The organism is Nostoc linckia z4 (genome assembly GCF_002608075.1).
Classification (GTDB): domain Bacteria; phylum Cyanobacteriota; class Cyanobacteriia; order Cyanobacteriales; family Nostocaceae; genus Nostoc; species Nostoc linckia.
In genome coordinates this window covers 21837-48126 of the sequence record NZ_LAHA01000017.1, presented here as the reverse complement: position 1 = coordinate 48126, position 26290 = coordinate 21837, and the positions used below count along the sequence as shown (strand labels likewise).

General features: G+C 42.0%; 14 protein-coding genes. 6 read left to right on the top strand and 8 right to left on the bottom strand.

The window, feature by feature from the left end; all coding sequences use genetic code 11:
- Window positions 1-84 precede the first annotated feature (84 nt).
- Window positions 85-1323, bottom strand: a complete 1239-nt coding sequence (locus tag VF06_RS15780) for a hypothetical protein (protein WP_099070430.1) — start codon at window positions 1321-1323, stop codon at window positions 85-87.
- Between the two features lie 161 nt (window positions 1324-1484).
- Between VF06_RS15780 and VF06_RS15775 the strand changes: the two genes are divergently transcribed.
- Window positions 1485-2090: a hypothetical protein gene (locus VF06_RS15775; RefSeq protein ID WP_099070431.1), complete on the top strand. Its 606-nt coding sequence runs from the start codon at window positions 1485-1487 to the stop codon at window positions 2088-2090.
- A gap of 101 nt (window positions 2091-2191) precedes the next feature.
- Here the strand turns inward: VF06_RS15775 and VF06_RS15770 are convergent, their stop codons facing one another.
- Window positions 2192-3163, bottom strand: a complete 972-nt coding sequence (locus VF06_RS15770; protein ID WP_099070432.1) for an SGNH/GDSL hydrolase family protein — start codon at window positions 3161-3163, stop codon at window positions 2192-2194.
- The gene (locus tag VF06_RS39200; RefSeq protein ID WP_143874520.1) at window positions 3081-3359 is read right to left on the bottom strand and encodes a hypothetical protein; all 279 of its coding nucleotides are present in this window, start codon (window positions 3357-3359) and stop codon (window positions 3081-3083) included. Before VF06_RS39200 ends, VF06_RS15770 begins: the two co-directional genes overlap by 83 nt.
- A 749-nt stretch (window positions 3360-4108) precedes the next feature.
- Here VF06_RS39200 and VF06_RS15760 point away from each other — a divergent pair.
- Window positions 4109-7006, top strand: coding sequence for a glycerol-3-phosphate acyltransferase (locus VF06_RS15760; RefSeq protein ID WP_099070434.1), 2898 nt, complete (start codon window positions 4109-4111; stop codon window positions 7004-7006).
- A gap of 56 nt (window positions 7007-7062) precedes the next feature.
- Here the strand turns inward: VF06_RS15760 and folE are convergent, their stop codons facing one another.
- Window positions 7063-7713 (bottom strand): GTP cyclohydrolase I FolE, encoded by a 651-nt coding sequence (gene folE, locus VF06_RS15755; RefSeq protein ID WP_099070435.1) that lies wholly within the window; start codon window positions 7711-7713, stop codon window positions 7063-7065.
- Window positions 7714-9654: 1941 nt separating this feature from the next.
- Window positions 9655-10716 carry a DUF8692 domain-containing protein gene (locus tag VF06_RS15745; RefSeq protein ID WP_099070557.1) on the bottom strand — a complete coding sequence of 354 codons (1062 nt, stop codon included), beginning with the start codon at window positions 10714-10716 and terminating at the stop codon, window positions 9655-9657.
- A 372-nt stretch (window positions 10717-11088) separates the two neighbouring features.
- On the opposite strand from VF06_RS15745, the gene VF06_RS15740 reads away from it, so the two are divergent.
- The 3 genes from VF06_RS15740 (at window position 11089) to VF06_RS42060 (ending at window position 13155) form a co-directional block, all read left to right on the top strand.
- On the top strand, window positions 11089-11517 hold the full coding sequence (locus tag VF06_RS15740; RefSeq protein WP_099070556.1) for a KTSC domain-containing protein: 429 nt from the start codon (window positions 11089-11091) through the stop codon (window positions 11515-11517).
- Between the two features lie 394 nt (window positions 11518-11911).
- Window positions 11912-12400, top strand: coding sequence for a molybdenum cofactor biosynthesis protein MoaE (locus tag VF06_RS15735; protein WP_099070555.1), 489 nt, complete (start codon window positions 11912-11914; stop codon window positions 12398-12400).
- Between the two features lie 434 nt (window positions 12401-12834).
- Window positions 12835-13155 carry a hypothetical protein gene (locus VF06_RS42060; protein ID WP_099070554.1) on the top strand — a complete coding sequence of 107 codons (321 nt, stop codon included), beginning with the start codon at window positions 12835-12837 and terminating at the stop codon, window positions 13153-13155.
- 100 nt (window positions 13156-13255) lie between these two features.
- Here VF06_RS42060 and VF06_RS15725 read toward each other — a convergent pair whose 3' ends face one another.
- The 3 genes from VF06_RS15725 to VF06_RS15710 form a co-directional block, all read right to left on the bottom strand.
- Window positions 13256-13576: a DUF2103 domain-containing protein gene (locus VF06_RS15725; RefSeq protein WP_099070553.1), complete on the bottom strand. Its 321-nt coding sequence runs from the start codon at window positions 13574-13576 to the stop codon at window positions 13256-13258.
- Between the two features lie 5 nt (window positions 13577-13581).
- Window positions 13582-13908 carry an ATP-dependent Clp protease adapter ClpS gene (gene clpS / locus VF06_RS15720; protein ID WP_099070552.1) on the bottom strand — a complete coding sequence of 109 codons (327 nt, stop codon included), beginning with the start codon at window positions 13906-13908 and terminating at the stop codon, window positions 13582-13584.
- Between the two features lie 233 nt (window positions 13909-14141).
- On the bottom strand, window positions 14142-20603 hold the full coding sequence (locus tag VF06_RS15710) for a HAMP domain-containing protein (protein WP_099070550.1): 6462 nt from the start codon (window positions 20601-20603) through the stop codon (window positions 14142-14144).
- A gap of 1267 nt (window positions 20604-21870) precedes the next feature.
- On the opposite strand from VF06_RS15710, the gene VF06_RS15700 reads away from it, so the two are divergent.
- Entirely contained in the window at window positions 21871-26094 is a 4224-nt protein-coding gene (locus tag VF06_RS15700; RefSeq protein WP_099070548.1) for a chemotaxis protein CheB, read from the top strand.
- The last annotated feature ends 196 nt before the right edge of the window (window positions 26095-26290 follow it).

Here is a 26290-nt window from a genome sequence, read left to right as displayed (position 1 = left end):
ACCTTTTCCCTTTCCCCCCTATGAGCAAAAGTTACTTTTGCTCATAGGTCTTTTCTCCCTTGTTACCCCTTTCCCTCATCCCCACTATTTAAAAACTGGCCCCCGCACCCCACTGACACCAGATACTTTTCCCCCCTTGGTATTAGCTGCACAGCCTACGTAGTAACCACCAGCAAAATTTAAGCCAGTGTCAGTTCGCAAAAAGAAAGCACGATAAAGCACATCTAATTCTTGTTCTTTGATGATGCCGGAATCATCAATGAAGGGTAAGGTTACTTTTTGGTGTTCGACCAAACGCTGGACTACTGCTAGAGTTTGATTTGCACGCAGTTCGCGCACTAAATTAATCCATTTTTGCGCTCTTTGATAAGACCCAACAATCACACCTCTGGAGCCATAAGATTGGTCTGGTGTTAAAATTTTGATCACAGATTTTTGACGTTGGGGAATTTCTTCGAGCGTTTCAGATAACAATTTAATTTCTGGAATAATTGTTTGAGCAATTTCAAAATTCAATCCTGCCTGTTGCCAGATATTAGTCTGGCTAAAAATTGAAGCTAATCCTAACTTAGACATTAAGATATCGGGATGAGGTTCTATTTCTATTTGATTTTCTATCCAAGACTGCAAAAGCAATTGGAGATTAGCTTTTAGTGGTGAATCTGCTTCAGCTTCGATTTTCCAAGGGTCAAAGTAGCGGTGAAAATGCAGTTGATTTTGCTGTAAAAATTCTGGCTTTAGTTCGCCTAATAAATATACTTGTTCTGGTTTGCCAGACATTTCTTGTAGGAAAAATCGGGCATCGTAATAATCTAAATCTTTTTGAGTTAAGAGAACATGAATATTATCGCTAATGTGAGTACGATAGTGCTGGGCTAAGGTTAATTCACAACCCCATACTTTCTGAAAAAGTGTAATAATTCCCAAGCCACTGGGATTATGCTCGATTTCAAAAATTTGTGGTGTTCCTGCTACTGATGTAAAATCAACACGCATTAAACGTGGAATTTTACTAGCACCTACTTGGTTTAACTTTGTTTGAAGAGGTGTTTGATTAAAGGGCAACCATCTTTGTAGACCTAATTCCCAGGCTTTTGGTAATGTATCAATAAAATTTTGTAGAAAATTTATCAGGATGTCAATTTCACCATCAAGATACAAAGGTTTGATACCAATGTTGAAGGAACAGTTACAATCTTCTTTGTATTTTTCAATAGCTTGAAATTTTGCGATCGCTTCCCTCTCATCTGTCAACCCAGATGCTGTCTGCAATTCGCTCCAATCCCCAGCACTAATCGAAGTATATCCTTTATTGGCTGACATTTATACCTTGTTCTTAAGTATATGGTTAACCTGAGTGTAAATGGATTTCAGTATTTTTGTCTATCAATTCTCAAACCAGCTATTTTACGGTTGGATAACTCTATGATAGAAGCGATGGCTACGGTGGTGAAATATCACAAAAAATAACGAGGCTAATTGTGATGGCTGATTTGGTATCTGATTTTGTAACTGTGCTATCCCAGGCTGCGGCTGCGTATCGAGGAGAAAAAGCTACACGTCCTAGTGCTGAAATATTAGTTCAGGCGTTATTAGCAGCAGAAAAAACTGCCAAGCAACAACGCCTAAACTATGGGTTTGAGTCTCTTTTGGGAAAATGGCGACTTTGTTTTGCTACTGGTACAAAAAAAGTTCGGGAACGAGGAGGAATTGTATTAGGCAAGGGTTTATACGTGCCTAAATTTGTCACAATTTATATTTCCTTTAATGCAAATTTACAACAGAATTTAGATAAAGGTGAAATTGCTAATCAAGTTGAATTATTTCCTTTATTGTTAAAGCTGACTGGCCCAATACAATACCAGAATAAGAAAAATTTGTTGGCGTTTGATTTTCACAATATGCTTATCAGTTTATTTGGTGGTGTTGTGTACAACAACAAAATTCGCTCTGGGAAAGTCGAGTCAGAAGATTTTTATAGCCAGCCCATAGCTAAACTACCCTTCTTTGCTTTCTTTATTGTTACAGAAGATTTCATTGCAGCTCGTGGGCGTGGCGGAGGACTAGCACTTTGGATTCGAGAAAAATAGAAATCAGAATTCAGAATTCAGAATTCAGAAGTCAGGATTCAGAAGTCAGGATTCAGGATTGAGAATTCAGAAGTCAGAATTCAGAAGTCAGGATTCAGAATTCAGGATTGAGAATTTAAAAGGTTGGAATGGGGCTGATTTAAAATTTCTAAAAGCGATCGCTCTATAATTTCACTGACAAATTCATTGCCTTTAAAGTTAAGGTGAATGTGGTCGTGAAACAAAGTTTTTACTTCAGAATTGGAATTAAATATCGGTAAAAAATCGATATATTGAATTTGTTGGGTTTGAGCAAAATCGCTCAAGCGCTGACGTGCTTTGATTTCATAATCGCGAGAACCTGGTTCGCCAATTTCTCGTAACAAGGGAGTCATGACCAACAAAAATTCGCTATGATTTTGGCGACTTAATTCTTGAATTTTACCAATAGCGTCCAGATTAATCCCGACGCGATCGCCCGCTTCATTATGAATTGCTTTCATCTCTGGAATTGGCTTTTGCTTCGTGAGATAACGCTGCCAAACTTCTATCAATGCCAAGGATGGTTTTCTATCTGGATAGTTGCGATCGCGTCCCACTTGTAAAGAACTAGGAGCAGTAGCAAATAAATCATCAGTATTAATTAGTAATACTATTACCTGAGCATTAAAATTGCCAAATTTTTGTAAATAAGCTAATTCATTTCTCGGCCCCCAAGAATTAGCTGAAGCATTTAGCACTTCTACTTGCTGATAATTACTGTTAGTAGCTAATGCCAAGGAACGCATCATCAAGCTAGATATTGTATTATCTCGATCCGTCCACCAACCGCCGTTAGCAATGGAATCGCCTAAAAGTAGGACTCGCAGCGTCGAAGGTGCAGGTATCTTAGCAATGGCATCACCGCGCATAGAATATTGATTAATTTCAATGCGATTACCAAAACGACGGGTACGCTGATTAGGAGCCAATAGATAACCGATTTGCTCATCAGCAACATAAATCAGGGGATTACCAAACCCAAACAGCGATCGCAATCCGATCTCCAACACCACAACCACCACCAAAATTATAAACATTAATATTTTCAGCATTAATCATTAGTCCTTTGTTATTAGATATTGGGCATTGGGCATTGGGCATTGGGCATGGGGCATTGGGCATTGGGCATTGGGGATGGGAAGAGGACAAGGTAGACAAGGTAGCAATCTTTCTCTCCGAAGTTCTGATGGTCGGAAACCTCCGCTCAGACTTCTCTCCTTGTCTCCCTTGTCTCCCCCATCTCCCCATCTCCCTATCTCCCCATTTTGTATAAACTACACCCCTCCATCTCTAGAAGTAAGTAATTATGGCGATGGAAAAGTTGCAAAGTTTAAACAAAATAGTATTGGAAATTTAACGTTATCCGCCAATATAACGACTACAATCAAAACGGACAAATATTTCATGCCGTCACAGAGGAGGATTACAAAACTGTGTCCGACTTAAATCGAGGAATTATGAAGTTTGAGGGAGCAGATTCCCCAAAAGTAGTCACTATCTCTACCGTGCTGCTTCTAGGGTCGATCGCTGCTCTGATCGTTTGGGCGCTTCAAGCCGCCTATGCGATAAACTAAAATCATCATTAGGCTAAAAGAACACTTGGCAAAAACGACCTCCGTCTTAGCCAAGTGTTCTTAAGAAAAAATACAGAATTTAAAAATCAAAAAACTGGAAAAAATAACAATAGATAGTGGTTGACTGTTAACTGTGAACTATTAACGGTCAACGGTTAACAATATAATATTTCTGAACTGAAAGTCTCTCTTGGCTTGAAAAGTGAGCTTGTGTACTTGAGAAACTTTCAAATATCCTGTGCGTATACGAAGTCTAGTATAATTGGTCGATTCATTCATCAAATATTCTCTTGAGTTGTGAATTCTGGCTCCTGAATTGCTTTTGTTCAAAGTCCCTTGATAACCATCAAAATTTCATAAAAATTTTAGAGTTGAGATTTGAGATTTTAGATGGCAAATTTAATCTAAAATCCACAATCCAAAATGTTTGAACTTTGGGCTATCTTAGTTATCTTAATTGTCTGTCCCCTTTTGGGCGGATTGCCGCTGATTGAATGGATTACTTACACCCTCAAGCGTAAGCGTCTATCACAACTTGGTACAGGAAACATCAGTGTATCTGCGGCTTTTTATCATGGGGGTACACTCGTTGGGATTCTGGCAGTTTTGTCAGAAGCTTTTAAAGGCATTGCAGCAGTTTTACTGTGCCGCGCTTTTTTTCCAGAAGGCTCTTTCTGGGAAATAGTCGCCCTCATTGCTCTGGTAATCGGTAGATACTGGATAGGCAGAGGGGCAGGTACGACAAATGTTGTCTGGGGATTTGTCGTACACGACCCACTGGTGGCAATATTTGTCTTTTTCTTTGCGGGCATTAGCTTTTCTGTTATGCATTCCAGACATGTAGTGAAATTTGGGGTTTTGCTACTGTTTCCTTTGTTTGTGACGCTTTTGCACCTCAGCGATGTCCCCAAAATGCTTGCGGCTGTTGTTTTAGCTTGTCTAATGGCTTGGATTTATACAAAAATTCCTGATGATATGAATCTGCCTGCTGAAGAAGCACAGACAGAATCGCAAGCAATGTTGGAATTTTTACGCGGGGATCGAGCAATGGTTTCTTTAGATGAAGAGTTAGATGCTGCCATCGTCGGCGAAAAAGCTGCTACGTTATCTCAAATTAAGCGCTGGGGTTATTCAGTACCAAAGGGATGGGTACTTGCTCCCATTGATGAAGATCCAGAACTGTTGACAGAATTTCTCCAGCCATCAGAATTATCTCCTTTGGTGGTGCGTTCTTCTGCCATTGGCGAAGATTCAGAACTCGCTTCTGCGGCTGGGCAGTATAAAACAGTTTTAAATGTTACCAGTCCCCAGGAGTTACAGCAAGCGATCGCTGAAGTCAAAGCTTCCTACAATCATCCATCTGCTGTACAATATCGGCGCGATCGCGGTTTAAATGAAACAGCAATGGCGGTGCTGATTCAACAACAAGTCCAGAGTGTGTTTTCTGGCGTAGCTTTCAGCCGCGATCCCATTACCCAGCAAGGTGATGCCATTATTATTGAAGCCCTCCCAGGTAGCCCCACACAAGTGGTTTCCGGAAAAGTCACACCAGAACAATATCGGGCTTTTGTTTTTGAGAGTGAAAATTCTTCTTCGGTACAATTGGAAGGTGAAGGACGAGTTCCACAAGCATTAATCAAGCAAGTTGCATATTTAGCTTACCGATTAGAAAAACGTTACAACGGCACTCCTCAAGATATCGAATGGAGTTACGACGGTCAAACTCTTTGGGTATTGCAGTCTCGACCAATCACCACTTTGCTACCTATCTGGACACAAAAAATCGCCGCCGAAGTTATTCCGGGAGTCATTCACCCCTTAACATGGTCGATTAATCGTCCCTTAACTTGTGGAGTTTGGGGGGAACTTTTTACTTTAGTTTTGGGGGAACGTGCTTCAGGGTTAGATTTCACTGAAACTGCAACTCTGCATTATTCGAGAGCTTACTTTAATGCATCTCTCTTAGGAGATATTTTTATCCGCATGGGATTGCCGCCGGAAAGTCTGGAGTTTTTAACCAGGGGAGCAAAACTCAGTAAGCCTTCTTGGAAGTCCACTTGGGAGAATTTACCAGGACTAGGGAGGTTGCTCAAACAAGAGTTAAGTTTAGAAAAAGACTTCAAACAGGATTATTACAAACTGTTCATTCCTGGGTTGTCGCAGTTGGCGCAGGAAGATATCAATCAATTTGAAGCACCGCAGCTGTTGGTAAGAATTGACTTAATTTTAGAATTACTGCGGCGAGGGACGTACTACAGCATTTTAGCTCCCTTGAGTGCTGCCTTAAGACAGTCGATTTTTCGAGTGAAGGATAAGCAAATCGATCGCAGCGTCACCCCAGAGGTAGCAGCATTGCGATCGCTAACTGCCATCGCCGCAGATGCTAAGGAGATATTATCTACCTGCGAACCACAGCAGGTATTTGACGAGTTAAACCAAACCCCCAAAGGCAAAAAAATCCTCCAAGAATTTGACGAATTACTTCAGGACTATGGCTATTTAAGTGAAGTGGGAACTGATATTTCCGTTCCCACTTGGCGAGAGAATCCCCAACTGATCGAACAGATGTTTGTGCAGTTAATCCAAGGAAACGAACTACAAGCAGGCGGTAAAAATACGAACAATAACATCTTTTTCCGTACCCGCAAACGTGGATTTGTCCAGCGGCGTGTGGATATCAAAGGACGAGTCACCGAAGTTTATTCCAGGCTTTTGGCTGAATTGCGTTGGTCTTTCGTTGCTTTAGAAAAGATTTGGTTAAAGTCTGGTTTATTGAAGAAAACAGACGATATCTTTTTTCTAGACTTTGATGAAGTGCGGCGTTTAGTGGCGGGTGAAGATTCAGCCTTAGTTGAACACTTGGTTGAGTTAGTGGAATTTAGGCGATCGCAATTCGCCCAAGATAGCGAAATTACTCAAGTACCCTTTGTAGTCTACGGTAATACACCGCCTCATCCCTTAGCACCCTCCGCTCTTTACTCTGACCAAATTTTACAAGGCATTGGAGCTAGTCACGGGCAGGTCGAAGGCAGAGTAAAGGTGTTACGAAATTTACAAGAGGTTCCAGAAATCAATCGCGATACGATTTTAGTAGTACCTTACACAGATTCCGGCTGGGCACCCTTGTTATTAAGGGCTGGAGGATTAATTGCCGAAGCTGGCGGACGACTTTCTCATGGTGCGATCGTTGCACGTGAGTATGGCATTCCCGCAATCATGGATGTTCGCGGTGCTACATGGCTTTTGCAAGATGGTCAACGAGTACGAATTGATGGATCTAGAGGCATTGTGGAATTATCCAATGATTTAAGACCCGAATGATTAGCATAGTAGCCAAACAGGCAATAGGCAACTCCCTATTGCCTTCCCCGCCATATCTAACCAAAATTAGAATTGTGCCGTACCAGATTCATAAACTCCTGACGAGTCCGCTCATCCTCAGCAAAAACACCACGCATTGCACTAGTAACAGTCCAAGAACCAGGTTTTTGCACACCGCGCATTACCATACACATATGGGTTGCTTCTATCACCACTGCAACCCCTTGGGGTTTGAGTAATCCTTGCAATGCATCAGCAATTTGCGCTGTTAGACGTTCTTGCACTTGTAAACGTCGTGCATACATCTCGCAAATACGGGCAATCTTTGATAGACCTATAACTTTACCATTGGGAATGTAAGCAACATGGGCACGGCCAATAATCGGCAAGATATGATGTTCGCAGGAACTGAAAATATCGATGTCCCGAACTAAAACCATTTCATGAGCATCTTCTGTAAAAACTGCTCCATTTAGCAGTTCATCCAAAGACTCATGGTATCCTTTTGTCAGAAACTGCAAAGCTTTCATCAGTCTTTTTGGAGTATCTTTGAGTCCTTCGCGGTCTGGATCTTCTCCTAATCCAATCAACAAAGTACGTACAGCCTGCATCATTTCGGCTTCTGTCACAGTCTGCTGTTCTTCAACCACTAAAGATGACAGTCTCTGATCGGCAGAAGTTAGATCGGGACGAATCGATAAAATCATTTTGTAAGTTCTGTGGGAATGTTGAATAAATCGGCCTTTTGCCAGATGCGTGTTTCCATCGGCTCCTGACCCGTTAATAATTTTAACATAACGTTATATTTCTTAAAATATGCATTAATACTGTTTGGGTAAGAAAGTTTCTCAGTGGAAGCAAATGAAGGGCGAGTACGAGCAATACGGTTCGGATAAGCAGTATGAACTTCCGTTGTGGTCTGGGAAAAGCTTAAGGGCTGAGGGGTAAACGATGTGTTTGAAACCTTTCCCCTTCCCCTTTCCCCCTTCCCCTTTCCCCCTTCCCCTTTCCCCCTTCCCCCTTCCCCCTTTTTCTTTGAAAAAAGCAAATAATATTTTCACAAAATTGTCTAATGTGAGATATTTAGACGTAATTCTTATAGTTATGTTTAATTATGTTTTTATTTATAGGGTGAGGAGTTTTTAACATATAGCATTTTCAGAAAAAAGATTTTTCACAGTGGTCATAAAACTTAGATATAAAACAATACAGTTCAGTTAAGCCTTTCTTTCTTTCTTTCTTTCTTTCTTCTCTTTGCGTCCTTCTCTGACGAGACGCTGCGCGAATGCGTCCTTGGCGGTAGCCTGCGGCAAGCCGCTACGCGTCTACGTTAAAAAAATTGAATTTGACCAAGAGTTTTAGCCTTAACACCAAGCGTATTGAGATATAAAAATCCTAGTCCCACTTCATAGCATCATTTATTTGCAAACAATAAAATATATAGACTTAAAATATTGAAAATAAAAGACTAATCAATTTATTTTTCTGTATCATTCATCAAAAAAATTTAGTTAAATAACTCTTAAATACGCATTTATACAACCTGTAGGCACGAAAATGATTGAGATGAATCAGATATAAATACAAAAAAAAGTCCGCATTCACGGACTTTAGTAAGGGCTTCTGTCACTTTTTTCGGCTACAATCATGTATGAATCATGATATTTTTATTTTTAACGATCGTCTTCTAAAAATCAAGTGCCTCACTTGAAAATAATAGACATAATTACTTGAATTGTATCTTTGAGTTTAAAAATACCATGATTCGCTTTTGTAATGATATCAAAAGAAAAATTGTTAGTTTTTTAAAAATGGATAATAATAACATCAAATATCAATTTAAGTTTAATTTTATTTAGACAAAATACGGATAGATATGTCTTTTCAAACTTTTATAACCACAAGATTTTTACATTAAAAAGGTAAAGGTGGTCAGGTATAACTGCCCCAGGAATGAATTCCCAGTCCTGGGGCTTTACTAAATATTTCAACCTGATTAAACGTCAAATGTGATTACAAAGAAAACATAGTGGTGTACGACAGCTAGGGGGTAAATATATGCAGCTTTACAAAGAAACGGTATTAGAAATGATTTATCAAGTAAAGCTTAGGTTGTAGTGGACTCAATACGGTTCGGTTAAAGGGGAAAGGGGAAAGGGTAAAGGGGAAAGGGGAAAGGGGAAAGAGAAGGGTAAAGGGGAAAGGGTAAAGGGGAAAGGTTTCAAATACATTGTTTACCCCTCAGCCCTTAACTTTTTCCCAAACTACAAGGGAAGTTCATACTGCTTATCTGAACCGTATTGGTAGTGGACTAACACAGCTAATGCAGTAAATTAGCTGTGTCAGTCCAGTAGGGCGCGTTATGACAACGCTTAACGCACTGAGAGATAGTTGCCCTGGGGCTAATCCTGATTTTCTCAAACTCCCAAATCCGTTTTTATAACCCCTTTTTCTTCCCCCTAACCCCTAAATGGTAAGTTTTCAGCCAAATATAATATCATTCCATGTCTGCAATGACAAACAATCCTGTATCTGAATTGAGCAGCCAGAGTTTATTTGAATTTGTCTTTGCAACATCACAATTTTTGGTACATCAGCACCATGCTTGTGAATTTCGCAGCTTCTAACGGAGTAGAGCGTTAATTGAACTAATTCCTATGGTTTTGTTTCTTACCATCATTCAGATGGATTCCTATATCTATACCTTTCATATTGGAATTTATGTATGATAACAATGCATAGATAAAAATAATTACGCCCAGCATCTCTAGCACCTCTTCTACAGTAGTAATTGAGGAATAAAGCATACTGTTTGAGGTATAGTAATAATGATAGTATCCCCCTATCAATTCAGTACCAATTGCACCACTTACATAGACTGTCCCAGCAATTAAAAATAAGCGTCGTGTCTTTCTAGGAAGATGAATGATAAATCGCCCAAACACGAGCAAAAATACAAATACGAAGACAGCACCCCCAATCACCCAAGCGTAGTAAAGAAAACCACCAGTATTAAACATTTCTCCCAATGGTTTAGTGAGTCTTTCATGAAGACCGATTAATTCGTCTAAAGACAAACCAGCAAAAACTATTGATAACCCTCTCCACGCCCATGAATCTTTATTCTTAGCTGATTTCTGAGCTTGAAAGACGATTTCCGTCAGAATAGAACAAAAAAGTAAAGCCGTTCCAGAGTAAATTGTAGGAATATTATCCTCGCTGTTGAGGTCGAATAGAATTCTCAAAAGATCCCTTCCCAGAAAATCAGGTAGGTAATAGACATTATAATTAGCAATAAGACTGACAACAGCAAATAATAATACAACTACCAACAGAAATTTGAAGGTCTTATTAGCAGAAAGATATATTTGTAAGTGATGTGCTGATTGCCACCCTACCATCGCATTTTCTGGTTTTATAGAATTACCTGACTCAACTATAGATAGATGATCGCTCTTGCGATTGTTTGAGTAGGACTGATTTTTTAAGATTTTATTTCGTTCTGGCAATACAATGTTTGACATCAAGTATTCAATTGTTTGCTGCTTAACAAAACCATGCGTTGCCAGAATTTTTCCTAACTGCTCACCACTCAATTGTTGTGTTTTGAGTGCTGTGTTTAATTGTTCTGGAGTAATTAGTTCAGCTTCAATCAAGTACGTGCCTAGTCGCTTGCTCTGGAAACTTTGCGGCTCTATTTTTTTAACCAATAGAATCTCCTTATTTTCATGAGTGAGATGTAAGAAATTTTTGGCCTTGTTTATGAAATATGAATATTTTTGACAATAATATTAGTCCTTAATATTGAGATAATCTCAGGTTAACCATGTTTTGGATTAGTTGATTTTTTAATAAAAAACTATGATTTAATCATCAATAAAGTATAATTTTTTAATATATAAGCCACTTCTGCCGTTGACAGTTGACGGTTTACAGTCAACTGTCAACGAAATTAAGTTAGTCCTGAGAGTGTGAAAAAACTTGACAACTAAGTAATTTTATAGTACAAAAATACTATAAATGATTCTAGTGTTGTATAAAAATTTGACACTCGCGACTACGCCAACAGGAGAGCAAAATTAATGAGGCTATCTAAGGTAGATTTGAGTAGTTTAGTAGCGATCGCTCACTCTGACGGATATTTGCAGTTGTTACTCGATCGGGGTAACGAATTAGAATTTTTAGAAATTCAAGCACCGATACAAGCTTATGAAGGATTGCAAGAACTTAACGAAGTAATCGCTGAAAGTACAAAACTACCTTTTGTAGAAGAACCAATTGCCATGTTACCAGTTAGCTCATCAATGGCGGCGGCTGTAGGCTACGATCGCGACGAACAGATTTTACAAGTTGAGTTTCAAAATGGCGCTGTTTACCAGTATTTAGGGGTAGACGAAGATACTTGGGAAGACTTACATACCTCAGACTCAATTGGCAGCTTTTTCAATCAACAAATTAGAGGCAGATATGATTGCGATCGTGTAGATGGCACTGATTGTACTATTTATTAATGTGCATCATCTCAAAATCTCTAGAGACATTATTTTTATCACAATTAGACCATTTATAAAGTAAATCTTAAGTAGTAGCGTGGCAAGGCTAAAATAGTGCATTAGCTTGACTCTTGTGGGATGGGCGTCCTGCCCGCCCGGACGGGTGAGGATACCCATCCCACAATAAAATCTATTGCAACGTTTTAGCCCGGTCACGCCACTACATTAATTTTATTTTCACTTTATAAATAACCTCTAATTCAAAACCTTCCGTCTTTGCGCTTCTCCCTGTTTTTGCGTCAGTCTTAATTACAAGTATTCAACCTAACCCGATATAACGGGCAACTAAACATACACCAGTAGTGCTTTGTTCAGCGAGAATAGAAAAAGCCCACATAATATTGACGCAGTTATGACAACTACACTTACCTCTCGTGTTAAACCAAGAGCTGAAGATAGTTTTGCCATTAGCTTTGCACCATTGTCTCTTGAAGAGGTTTATACCAAATCTGACGATCCGGCTAACGGTGCCATAGTTGTGATGAGTGGAATGGTTCGGAATCAAACTGATGGTAAACCTGTAGTTGCCCTAGAGTATCAAGCTTATGAACCTATGGCATTGCAAGTATTTTATCAAATTGCTTGTGATATTCGTTTATCCACGTCCGATGTGAATAGAGTGGCAATTCATCATCGTATCGGACGTTTGCGAGTTGGAGAAATCAGCGTTTTAGTAGCAGTGGGTTGTCCTCATCGTAGTGAAGCCTTTGAGGCTTGCCGCTATGCTATTGATACCCTCAAACACAATGCACCTATATGGAAAAAAGAACACTGGCAAGATGGTTCTAGTCACTGGGTGAGTATTGCTGCTTGCGAACAGTTAGGACAAAATTGTTCTTAGATTGGGAATGGGGCATGGGGCATAGGGCATAGGGCATGAGGAGAGACAAGGAAGAGGGGGGAGACAAGGGGAAAAGATGACTACCTTGTCTCCCTTGTCTTTAATTTTTTCATTTAGCTGATACTAATTCGATGAGAGACAATCTTCCTGTTTTGCTTCAAAACAAGGTCGGGAAGATAGTTCTAGCAACTCGCTCAGTATTATTACTTCTAAAAATTAATATCATTAATAGTCATTTATCAATCAACCGTCAACGGTCAACAGTCAACACAAAAAATATCCTGTTTGAGACGCGCAACATTTTATTTATATTTTGTTGCATTTTTTTACATTAACTGCATTGTTTTATTGAGGTTTGTGAATATTTTGTATTTCTGTAAGGAATATTCCTTTAGACTGAATTTCAATATGAAAAAACTGGGGATAAATGCAAAATGCAGTCGTTAAATATATTCTGTCATGAATTTGTAGTTGCTGTTTCCTTTGTGGCTTGCATCCTGGGACTTGCATTACTGTGGGATGGTAAGCAGCACAAAAGTGATATTCAACAAACAGAGCAGATTTTGTTTAGAATGAGCTTTTCTTATTGGTTGGTTTATTGTATAGCTTTTGGCATAGAAAAAATAGTTTTACCCGAATGGGAATCACTGTTAATGACTTTAAGAATTACCACTGCTTTGTCATATTTCTTAACTTTTTCTTGCATCGTGAGTCTGCCGCTACACAAATTTGCAGTACACCGTGTTGAAGAATAAATATTAGGATATGGGGCATTGGGCATTGGGCATTGGGCATTGGGAGATGGGGAAGAAATGACAAAAAATGAGTAATGACTAATGACCAATGACCAAATTATCATTTCATGGCGATCGCTAATGCCGCTTCTAATTGTTCTTGGGTCAAAGTAGTTAAAATAAATACTTCTTGTACCGTTTTTCCCTGGCGTGCGATGACTTTGTAGCCTCCACGAATTGGCACTGAGACGCGAAGTTGCATTTTTGGGCAATGACCTTTTACCCGCCCAATGACTCCCGGTGTTACAGTTTGGATGCCATCCTGTTGGCACAGACGTTCTAAAATCGGAATCAAACCAGAAATGTGTGTGGAGTGATTCCAGACTAATCTGGCAGTTTTTTGGGAAGTTGTCCGGTCGGGGTCTGCGGTGGGTTTGCCCATAATGATTAAGCTGCTTCTAGGGGTGCCATTGTCAAACCTGCGCGGCGCAGCTGCTGGTGATAAAGTTCCGCAGGTTCTTGGGGGCCAACCCAGACGATCGCTTGACCTTCATAGTGTACCTGATTAGTTAGATCCCAGGCGCGATCGCTGCTCATTCCTGGAATATATTTCATCAAACATTCGGCTACATGTTGGAATGTATTAAAATCATCGTTTAATACAATCACTTTGTAATTCGGATAAGTCTTACGGACAACTTGATTCGACCGTTCAGGAGCTACAGTTGGTGCTGTGGCCATTCCGTAAACATCTGCTGAAAGTGTCGTAACCATAGAAGAGTTAAGGAACAGGATTTTACAAAACTACATTATAAATGATTAGTTTAGTGTATTGTTTGGGCATTGGGCATTGGGCATTGGGCATTGGGCATTGGGCATTGGGCATTGGGCATTGGGCATTGGGAGAGACAAGGTAAATAGAGATAGATTTAACCTTTCCCCTTTACCCCTTCCCCTTTACCCCTTCCCCTTTACCCCTTCCCCTTTACCCCTTCCCCCATGCCCTTTTACCGATACAACCAAACACGCAAGAGTGAAAGTAATTGTTCTGTATCTACGGGTTTTGTGATATAGTCTGATGCTCCTGCTTCGATGCACTTTTCACGATCGCCTTGCATGGCTTTGGCGGTGAGTGCAATAATCGGCAAGGATTGAAAGCGAGTGTTTTGACGAATTAGACGTGTGGTTTCGTAACCGTCCATTTCTGGCATCATTATGTCCATTAAAACCACATCAATATCTGGTGTACTTTCTAACAAGGTAATTCCTTCTCTACCGTTTTCGGCATATAGTACCTGGATTTGATAGCGCTCTAACATACTTGTTAAGGCGAAGATATTCCGCACATCGTCGTCTACAATGAGGGCTTTTTTGCCAGCGAGTAAGTGGTCTCTGGAATGGAGTTGTTCTAGGATTTGGCGTTTGGGTTCTGGTAAATTTGCTTGGACTCGATGTAAAAATAAAGCTGTTTCATCCAAAAGACGTTCGGGCGATCGCACATCTTTGATGATGATTGTCTCTGCAATGCGTCTAAGTTCGGTTTCTTGAGCTTTGCTAATTTCTCTACCTGTGTAAACAATAATTGGTAGAGATTTGCCGTTGGGTAAAAGTTTGATTTGCTCGATGAGTTCAAACCCGGTCATGTCTGGTAGCCCTAAATCGAGGACGAGACAATCAAAATGCTGGGTGCGGATGGCTTCGAGGGCTGCTGCGCCTGTGTCCACGGCGGTGGTTGCAACGTCGCTGTTGCCAATTAATTCGACGATGCTATGGCGTTGGGTGTCGTCGTCTTCCACTACTAAAAGATTTTTGACTTGGCGTTCGACGAAACCTTTAATTTTGGTCAACGCTTCCGATATTGTCTCACTGGTTAAGGGTTTTTGCAGATATGCAATGGCTCCTAGTTGCAAACCGCGCTGTCTGCCTTCCTCTACGGTCATGATGTGTACGGGAATGTGACGGGTATTTGGGTCGTGTTTGAGACGATCTAATACTGTCCATCCATCCATTTCTGGCAATCTGATGTCTAGTAAAACTGCTGAAGGAAGAAATTGCTGGGCTAGCATTAAGCCTGTGGTGCCAGTTTGGGCAGTGATTACCTTAAATCCGTGCTGTTGTGCCATATCTAGGAGGATACGGGCAAAGTTCAGGTCATCTTCGACGATTAATAATACGCGATCGCCGATGTTAATTGTGGTGCGATCGTCATTTATCAGTGGGGAGTGGAGAGGTGAAGAAGACGCGGGGAGGGGGAGACGCGGGGAGGGGGAGAAAGAAGAAGATGCAGAAAATCGCTCAAATATTCTCTCCGTGTCAGAGCGTCCCCGCATCTCCGTATCCCGCGTCAGAGCGTCAGAGCGTCCCCGCATCTCCGTGTCTCTGTATCCCGCGTCAGAGCGTCCCCGCGTCAGAGTGTCCCCATATCCCATTTCCCCGTGTCCTGCACCTTGTGGTAAATAGAATGTAAAGGTGCTACCTTGACCTGGTTGGCTGACTAATTTGATTTCGCCGCCAAATAAACGGGCGATTTCGCGGCTAATTGATAAGCCCAAGCCAGTACCGCCGTATTTGCGACTGGTGGAGCCATCGGCTTGCTGGAATGCCTCGAATATAACTTTTTGTTTTTCGGGAGCAATGCCAATACCCGTATCGCTAACTGAAAAGGCGATTACTATGTGGGCGCGATTTAAGATTTCATTGTCGGAACTCCATCCTTGCTGCACCACTGCAACCTGCAACCGTACTTCTCCTTGTTCTGTAAATTTAAAGGCGTTGGAAAGGAGATTTTTCAATACCTGTTGTAAGCGTTTGACATCTGTGTAAATGCTCAGGGGCAATTCAGGAATAAATTCAATGATGAAACTCAGTCCTTTGTTGTTGGCTAGTTGGCGGAAGGTGCGCTCAATTTGTTCGCCCAAATCTATTAAAGGCATTTGGGTCATTTCAATTGACATGGTTCCAGATTCAATTTTGGCGAGGTCGAGAATGTCATTAATCAATGACAGTAAATCTGTACCTGCTGAGTAAATTGTCTGGCTATATTCCACTTGTTTATTGCTGAGGTTCCCTTCGATGTTATCTGTTAATAGCTTGGCTAAAATTAACAAGCTATTCAAGGGTGTCCGCAATTCGTGGGACATGTTAGCCAAAAATTCTGATTTATATTTGGAAGAAAGGGCCAGTTGTTCGGCTTTTTCTTCTAAAGATTTTCTTGCTTCTTCGATTTCGCGATTTTTACGCTCGACTTCTTTCTTTTGCTGAGCCAGTAATTCGGCTTTTTCTTCTAATTCGGCGTTGGTTTGTTGCAGTTCCTCTTGCTGTCCTCTGAGTAAATCTTCCGAAGCTTTGAGTGATTGGGCTTGTTGTTCTAGGCGTTTGTTGGTTTCTCGCAGTTCGTTTTGCTGGGTTTGTAATTCTTCGGCCAATGATTGCGACTGCTTGAGTAATTCTTCAGTTCGCATGGAAGCGGCGATGGTGTTCAGGACGATCGCTATACTTTCTGTAAGTTGGTCGAAGAATGTCAAGTGGATTTCGCTAAAGCGGCGGAAGGATGCTAGTTCAATGACTGCTGTTACTTGTCCTTCAAACAGTACGGGTAAAACAACGGCATTCAAAGGCGTAGCTTCTCCTAAGCCAGAGCCAATTTTGATATAATCACTCGGCACTTCTGTGAGGAGAATTCGCTCTTTTTCTAAGGCGCATTGTCCCACCAAACCTTCACCCATGTAGAAGCGGTTAGCTAGATGTTTGCGTTCGCGATAGGCGTAGCTACTAATTAGTTTCAAATGAGCTGTGGTTTCCGGAGATTCCATGAGATAAAATACGCCGTGTTGCGCTCCCACTAACGGTGCGAGTTCTGAGAGAATTAATTTGGATACAGTTTCTAAGTCTCGCTGACCTTGGAGCATCCGGGTAAATTTCGCCAGGTTAGTTTTCAACCAATCTTGTTCGGTGTTTTTCTGGGTTGTTTCCCGCAAATTAGCAATCATCTGGTTGATGTTGTCTTTGAGGATGGCAACTTCTCCCAGTGCTTCCACGGCGATGGAACGAGTTAAATCACCTTTAGTTACAGCTGTAGCAACTTCCGCGATCGCTCGCAACTGGGTTGTCAGTGTAGCAGCCAGTTCGTTGACATTATCGGTCAAATCTTTCCAAGTTCCAGCCGCCCCAGGTACTCTGGCTTGTCCCCCTAATTTGCCTTCGATTCCCACTTCCCGCGCCACTGTGGTCACCTGATTGGCAAAGGTGGCTAGGGTGTCAATCATTTCGTTGATGGTTTCTGCCAAGGTTTCAATTTCGCCTTTAGCGTCTAGCATCAGTTTGCGTTTCAAGTCGCCGTTCGCCACTGCGGTGACAACCCTGGCAATACCCCGCACCTGTGCCGTTAAGTTCCCCGCCATCGAGTTTACGTTGTCGGTTAAATCTTTCCAAGTACCTGCAACGCCTTGCACTTGGGCTTGTCCGCCTAATTTGCCTTCGGTTCCCACTTCCCGCGCCACCCGCGTCACTTCCGATGCAAAGGAACTCAATTGATCCACCATTGTATTGGTGGTGTTCTTCAAGTCTAAAATTTCGCCTTTGGCATCCACGGTGATTTTCTTCGAGAGGTCGCCGTTAGCCACCGCTTTGGTAACTTCGGCGATGTTGCGGACTTGTCCGGTGAGGTTCCCCGCCATTGAATTGACGTTGTCCGTTAAATCTTTCCAAGTACCGGCAACTCCCCTGACGTAGGCTTGCACGCCGAGTTTGCCTTCGGTTCCCACCTCCCGCGCCACCCGCGTCACTTCGGATGCAAAGGAATTGAGTTGATCCACCATTGTATTGATGGTAATCTTCAATTCCAGAATTTCCCCTTTCACATCCACGGTGATTTTCTTAGAAAGGTCGCCGTTGGCTACCGCCGTTGTCACTTCGGCAATGTTCCGCACCTGCGCCGTCAAGCTTCCCGCCATGAAGTTGACGCTGTCGGTTAAATCTTTCCAAGTGCCGGCGACTCCTTTGACTTCGGCTTGTACGCCGAGTTTTCCTTCGGTTCCCACTTCCCTAGCAACTCTGGTTACCTCACTAGCAAAGGAATTAAGTTGATCCACCATTGTGTTAACAGTGTTTTTCAACTCCAAAATTTCACCTTTGACATCAACGGAAATTTTCTTCGAGAGGTCGCCATTTGCCACTGCGGTTGTTACTGCGGCGATGTTTCGCACCTGTGCCGTTAAGCTTCCCGCCATGAAGTTGACGCTGTCGGTTAAGTCTTTCCAAGTGCCAGCCACACCACGCACGTCTGCTTGCACGCCGAGTTTGCCTTCAGAACCTACTTCCCGTGCCACTCTGGTTACTTCACTGGCAAAGGAATTGAGTTGATCCACCATAATATTGATGGTGTTTTTCAACTCCAAAATTTCACCTTTGACAGCCACAGTAATTTTCTTGGATAAATCGCCGTTGGCGATGGCAGTGGCAACTTCCGCAATGTTCCGCACTTGGTCGGTTAAGTTCCCGGCCATTAAGTTGACGTTATCCGTTAAATCTTTCCAAGTGCCAGCAACACCCCGTACTTCAGCTTGCACGCCGAGTTTCCCTTCTGTTCCCACTTCCCTGGCAACCCTGGTTACCTCGCTAGCAAAGGAACTCAGTTGATCCACCATTGTATTGATGGTGTTTTTCAACTCCAAAATTTCGCCTTTAACATCCACGGTGATTTTCTTGGAAAGGTCGCCGTTAGCCACCGCCGTAGTGACATCGGCAATGTTCCGCACCTGTGCCGTTAAACTACCCGCCATGAAGTTAACGCTGTCCGTCAAGTCCTTCCAAGTGCCAGCCACACCCCGCACATCTGCTTGCACGCCGAGTTTGCCTTCACTACCCACCTCACGGGCTACCCGCGTCACTTCCGATGCAAAGGAACTCAGTTGATCCACCATAATATTGATTGTGTTCTTCAACTCCAGAATTTCACCTCTGACATCAACGGTGATTTTCTTCGAGAGGTCACCACTGGCGATCGCTGTGGCAACCTCGGCAATATTTCGCACCTGTCCAGTGAGGTTACCCGCCATTAAGTTGACGTTATCTGTTAAGTCTTTCCAAGTGCCAGCTACACCCCGCACTTCCGCTTGCACGCCGAGTTTGCCTTCGGTTCCCACTTCCCGCGCCACCCTGGTAACTTCCGAAGCAAAGGAATTGAGTTGATCCACCATTGTATTGATGGTGTTTTTCAACTCCAGAATTTCGCCTTTGACATCAACGGTGATTTTCTTAGAAAGGTCGCCATTAGCCACCGCCGTAGTTACGTCGGCAATGTTCCGCACCTGTGCCGTTAAACTACCCGCCATGAAGTTGACGCTGTCCGTCAAGTCCTTCCAAGTCCCCGCTACTCCCCGGACTTCTGCTTGACCGCCGAGTTTGCCTTCTGCGCCCACTTCCCGCGCCACCCTGGTAACTTCCGAAGCAAAGGAATTGAGTTGATCCACCATGATGTTAACGGTGTTTTTCAACTCCAAAATTTCGCCTTTGACGTTAACTGTAATTTTCTTAGACAAGTCGCCATTTGCCACTGCTGTGGTGACTTCGGCAATGTTGCGGACTTGGGCGGTTAAATTCCCCGCCATTAAATTCACGTTGTCGGTTAAGTCTTTCCAAGTGCCCGCCACTCCTTTGACTTCAGCCTGCACCCCCAATTTACCTTCGGTTCCCACTTCCCGCGCCACTCTGGTAACTTCTGATGCAAAGGAATTTAATTGATCCACCATTGTGTTAACGGTGTTTTTCAACTCCAGAATCTCGCCTTTAACATCCACGGTGATTTTTTTGGAGAGGTCACCGTTGGCAATGGCAGTGGCAACTTCCGCGATATTACGTACCTGTCCGGTGAGATTTCCTGCCATTAAGTTCACATTGTCAGTCAAATCCTTCCAAGTACCAGCCACACCCCGCACTTGGGCTTGGACGCCCAGTTTACCTTCAGTGCCCACCTCACGAGCAACTCTGGTGACCTCGCTAGCAAAGGAACCAAGACGGTTTACCATTGTGTTGACAATATTGGCAGTTTGGAGAAACTCCCCTTGTAAGGGTCTGCCATCAATTTCCGTAGCGATGGTTTGGGATAAGTCACCATTAGCCACAGCCCGAATCACACGGGTTGTTTCTGCCGTGGGTTGGACTAAATCTTTAATTAAAGTGTTGACAGAATTGACACAATCTGACCAAGAACCGCGAACATCTCCTAAAGAAGCGCGATCGCTAATTTTCCCTTCTTTGCCGACGACATTACCAATTCGCTGTAACTCCGTCGCCATCCGCTGATTTTGGTCGATTATATCATTGAGGGTATCAGCTATTTTCCCAGCTACACCAGTACGATCTATGGGCATCCGTGCCGAGAAGTCGCCGTGCTTGACAGCTGTCAGCGTTCTGAGTAGCTGATTTAAATCGAGATTATCGCTGTCTGTTGTCAACTGTTCGGTTGCCATAGCCTTATCCTTAAATGTGATTCTTGCAGAATTTGTTTACCTAGTAGTTCGCTTTCGTGACTTGGCTCTTGAAAGGCTAAAGGGAAAAGGTTTTAAATCCCTTACCCTTTACCCTTTTCCCATTCCCCAGCCCGAAAGAAGCGCATTTTTGGGTTGCCAGACCACTAGTGTGCCAAGTTCAAAATGGGCTGTGAGGATTGGGGAAAGCAAAAAGGTGAAAGAGAAAGCTATTAAAAATCTTTCCCCTTTTCCCCTGACCTTTTAGCCGACGAAGAAAACTGGATCTACCACTAGTGACAATGCTTTAAAGTAATGCTTATCAAAATAGACATTAGGGAATAAAAAGTGGATCTAACTAATTAATTTTTATCCATGCCAGTGTAAGCAGTTGATAAAGACCGTTAACTAAGATGCTAGGAAACTCCAAAAAATAAATTATTCCCGTTAAAGGTTGACTGTTAACTGTTAACTGTGAACCGTCAACACTGACCAACAGCAATCCAGTTTGATTCCGAGAACTACTTATAGAGACAAAGTTGGGGGAACAAGAAAGAGTTAAAAAAATAAAAGTGTACCCTAGCTTCACAAAAATCAAATACGAGTCCTATATTAACGTTTATGTATCTGCCATACCACTTAGCTCATCATAGCTATTGAATCTCTGTTATGTATAACTAGCAAAGATTTTTTGTTGGTGGATAGGTGAAGGTAATAAGCACTAAACAGCATAATTTTTCAAGATAATTTGGTATAAGTTAAAATTACTTAATAAATCTTTGTGATTTTTCAATGAGTATTTGAAATACTAGAACAGACTTGCAAATCAAAAATATTCTGTTGCTAATGTTAACTGTTGACAATTGATCGCAAATTGTCAACTACCTCAAGCAAAGTATTTAACTTTTGAAAAATTCCTTACATTTTGAAAAGGCTGATTCTCTGGCTGTACAGACGCGGTTAATTGCGTTTTGATCCTTTAATTTCCATGTACGCAAATAATAGCGATCGCCTATTTAGCAAAAATGTACTAAATTATCGGCTATCGATGTGTGGCAAAGATTGTGGGCACCAGTACGGTTTTAAAAGCTAAAGGGTATTACTAGAATTTGCACTCCAATCCTACTTAGGGAATAGTACATTTATAATACTATCGGTATAATATCAACCCTAATAACTTAAAAGTTACGTTAAACCAGTCAAAATAAGAATACATAATCCTTTTTAATTAAAAACGAAGTACCCCAAACTATTAAATTTAGTACATAATATGACATCCCGGCGGTCTTCTAAAAAATCTAAATCTGGTTCCACTACAGGAAAAAGTAGTAATACGCAAGAGCAACCAGATAATCAGCAAGAATTATTTCCAATTGTGGCAATGGGAGCTTCTGCGGGGGGATTAGAGGCATTTATACAATTGCTCAGTCATCTGCCAATCGATACAGGTATGGCATTTGTGCTGATTCAACACTTAAGCCCCCATCAAAAAAGCTTGTTGAGCGAAATTCTTTCCCGAAAAACTCAGATGCCTGTATATGAGGTGCAGGATGGTATGGTTGTGGAACCGAATAATGTGTACGTGATTCCACCCAATGCCAAGATGACAATTTCTGAGGGCGTCTTGAAACTGTCGCCACGGCAAAAGACCCGCGGTTATTTTATGGCAGTGGATGCTTTCTTTATCTCCTTGGCAGAGGATCGGGGAAGCAAAGCGATCGCAGTGGTACTCTCAGGAGGCGATGCAGATGGCGCAAGGGGATTGGAAGTTATCAAGGGAGCTGGCGGCATTACCTTTGCCCAGTGTGAAGATACAGCACAAGTCAGTAGTATGCCTAGCAGTGCCATTGCCTCTGGTTATGTAGACTTTATCTTAACTCCAGAAGCAATTGCTGAAGAACTAACGAAAATTAGTCGTCATCCCTATGTCGTTAATTCTATTCCTATAAAATCTAGTGAAGTGTTACCGACGGAAAATACAGATGCTTTGTCTATAATCTTTAGTCTGCTGCGAATTTCTACAGGAGTTGACTTTACTTACTACAAACAAACTACTTTAAAACGGCGGATCTTGCGGCGGATGGTTTTGCACAAGTTGGAAAACCTGGACGATTATGTCAAGTATCTCCAGGATCGTCCTCAAGAAGTGAATGCTTTGTATCAAGATGTGCTAATCACCGTCACCTACTTTTTCCGGGATACCGAAGCTTTTGAAGCTTTAAAAAACCAGATATTTCCGATTATTACCAAGGATCGAACGCCAGAGTCGCCTTTGCGAATCTGGGTAGCGGGATGTTCAACAGGTGAAGAAGCTTATTCCATCGCCATTTGCCTGCTAGAATATTTAACAACTCAAGCAATCAATCTGCCCGTTCAAATTTTCGCTACAGATGTTAATGAACTAGCCATAGACAAAGCACGTAACGGCGTTTACAAACTTAGCCAACTAGCAGATATCTCTCCGGAACGTCTACAGCGCTTCTTTGTCCCAGTAGAGAATGGTTACCAAATTAGTAAGGTAGTGCGCGAATTGTGCGTCTTCGCCAGACAAAACCTAATTGGCGATCCTCCTTTTTCACGGCTGGATTTGATTACTTGTCGAAATGTGTTGATCTATTTGGGAAGCTCAGCCCAAAAGAAACTCTTGCCAATCTTCCACTATGGCCTCAAGCCAAACGGCTATTTGATGTTAGGTACTTCAGAAACAGTTGGTGAGTTTACAGACTTGTTTGCTTTAGTAGACAGAAAGTACAAGATTTATTCACGGAAAATGGCATCTGCTCGGTTGAGTATCGATCTGATCTCCAACCCTTATCCCATAGAAATTGCCCACCCTCAACCCACACTCAATGAAGACGGATTGAACGATTTAGAAATCCAAAAAGAAGCCGATCGCATCGTATTGAATCGATACTCTCCAGTCGGTATAATTATCAACAGTGATTTAGAAATTCTCCAATTTAGAGGGCAGACTAGTTCCTATCTAGAACCTGCACCCGGAAGACCAAGCTTTAATTTGCTGAAGATGGCCAAAGCAGATTTGCGTTTAGAGTTACGCACTGCCATTCACCAGGCAAAAAAACAGCAACAGTCCATTACCAAGGAAGGTTTACAACTTAGAGAAGACGAACGAGTGAGGCAGATTAAGTTTGATGTAATTCCCTTTAAATCTCCCGTATCAACAGAAACTTACTTTTTAGTTTTGTTTGAAGACATATCCTCTTTACCGCCTGCTGCACCAGAAGTAACTGGTAATAATACACTCAAATCTAGGCGTTCAAAGGTTAACGAGCAAGAAACTAACCAACTCAAACAGGAGTTGGCCACAACTAGAGAGTATCTGCAATCAATTATTGAGGAGCAACAAGCCACTAATCAAGACCTCAGAGCTGCCAACGAAGAGATCCTCTCAAGTAACGAAGAGTTGCAAAGCACTAATGAGGAACTGGAAACTGCCAAAGAAGAAATTCAAGCAACAAATGAAGAACTGAACACCATTAACGACGAACTGCAACGGCGGAACATCGAATCAACTCAAGTGAGTAATGATTTACTAAATCTGCTTAGCAGTATTAATATACCGATCCTGATGTTAGGAGGTGATTTGCGGATTCGGCGTTTTACACCCTCAGCCCAGACAATTTTCAATCTCATTTCCACGGATATAGGGCGACCGCTGAGCGATATTAACCACAATCTCAATCTACCAAACTTAGAAGAACAAATCCTAGAGGTAATTAGTACCCTCAACTTGAAAGCTCAGGAAGTTCAAGACCAAGAAGGTCATTGGTATGACCTGCGAATCCGACCTTATCGGACAATCGATAATAAAATTGATGGCGCTGTAGTAGTATTGGTTGATATTGACGCCCTCAAACGCAGCGTGAATCAACTTAAAGCGTCTGGGGATTACGCCGAAGCAATTGTAGAAACAGTGCGAGAATCCTTAGTGGTGTTGAACGCAGAGTTAAGGGTGGTTAGTGCTAATTTGTCTTTTTACGAAACCTTCCAAGTTCTACCAGCCGAAACAGAAAATCGCTTCATCTTTGAAATTGGTAATGGGCACTGGAATATTCCCCAATTGCGATCGCTCTTACAAGAGATTCTCACAAACAATTACCAAATTCAAGGTTTTGAAGTAGAACATAATTTTGAACTCATCGGACAGAAAACTATGCGTCTTAATGGGCGAAAAATGCCTAAAATAGACGATGTACAGTTGATTCTCTTGGCTATTGAAGATATTACCCAGTTCAAAGAGTGGGAGGCAGAACGCACTCATTTATTGACCCAAGAACAGTTAGCCCGGACTGCTGCTGAAACAGCCAATCGCACCAAAGATGAGTTTTTATCCATGCTTTCCCACGAACTGCGAAATCCACTGAATGCCCTGTTGGGATGGGCACAACTGTTGCGGACACACAAACTAGATGAAGATACCACAAATCAGGCGTTTGAAGCCATCGAACACAGCGCCAAGGTTCAAGCCCAGCTAATTGAGGATCTTTTAGATATCTCACGCATCACTTCAGGTAGGTTATCACTGAACTTAGAACTCATTGAACTTGCTATTGTGGTTGAGTCAGCCTTAAATCTTGTACGTTTATCAGCAGAATCGAAAAATATTCAAATTCAATCTCGCCTCGAACCTTCCCCCAGAAGAATTTTAGGTGATGCCGTTCGCTTACAACAGGTGATTTGGAATTTACTTTCTAACGCTATTAAATTTACTCCGACTGGAGGCAGAATTGAGCTTGTAGTAGAGTATATTGACGAACAAGCTCTAATTCAGGTCAGCGATACAGGTAAGGGTATCAGCGCTGACTTTCTACCATTCGTTTTCGATCGCTTCCGCCAAGCAGATAGCAGCAAAACTCGTTCCAATTCAGGACTCGGATTAGGACTTTCCATTGTGCGTCATGTGGTAGAACTACACGGCGGTACCGTTGAAGCCCATAGCCCAGGTGAAGGACAAGGGACAACATTTATCGTCAAATTGCCACTGCAAAATAATCCCGAAGAAAGTTCGACATCGAATACTGGAGAACTAGTTACCTCAACACAACAGTTAGCAGCGTTAGATGATGAGATACCATCGCTCGACGGTTTGCGCGTACTTTTGGTGGATGACGAACTATATATACGCGAGTTATTTACAACACTGCTTGAGGTTTATGGAGTTGAAGTGACGGCGGTTACATCTGCAAGAGAAGCATTAACAAGGCTAATTGAAAACCCTGGTGGCTATGACCTACTTTTATCTGATATTAGTATGCCAGAGGAAGACGGTTATACACTGATTCGCCAAGTGAGGACATTGAGTGTTGAGTCCGGAGGACAAATTCCAGCCATAGCAATGACCGCCCACGCCAGAGATGACGAGCGTAGAGAGGCTCTGAGTGCTGGTTTCCAAGTACATCTGGCTAAACCTGTTGAGCCAACTCAATTATTACTTATAGTTGCTTCTTTGACTGGACGAATTAGAAAGAGTTAGAGAATAGGGAACTCCAAAAAATAAATTATTCTGCTTCAGGTTGTTGATTCTTGACTGTTGATTGTTGATTGTTGAGTGTTAACCAAATTCAATGGGTTTAAGTCCCCCGGTTCTATAACCGGTCAGTTTTGTGGCGGGGTCTAAATCCCCATTACAAAACTATACTTGCGACTTGCGACTTGCGACTTGCGACTTA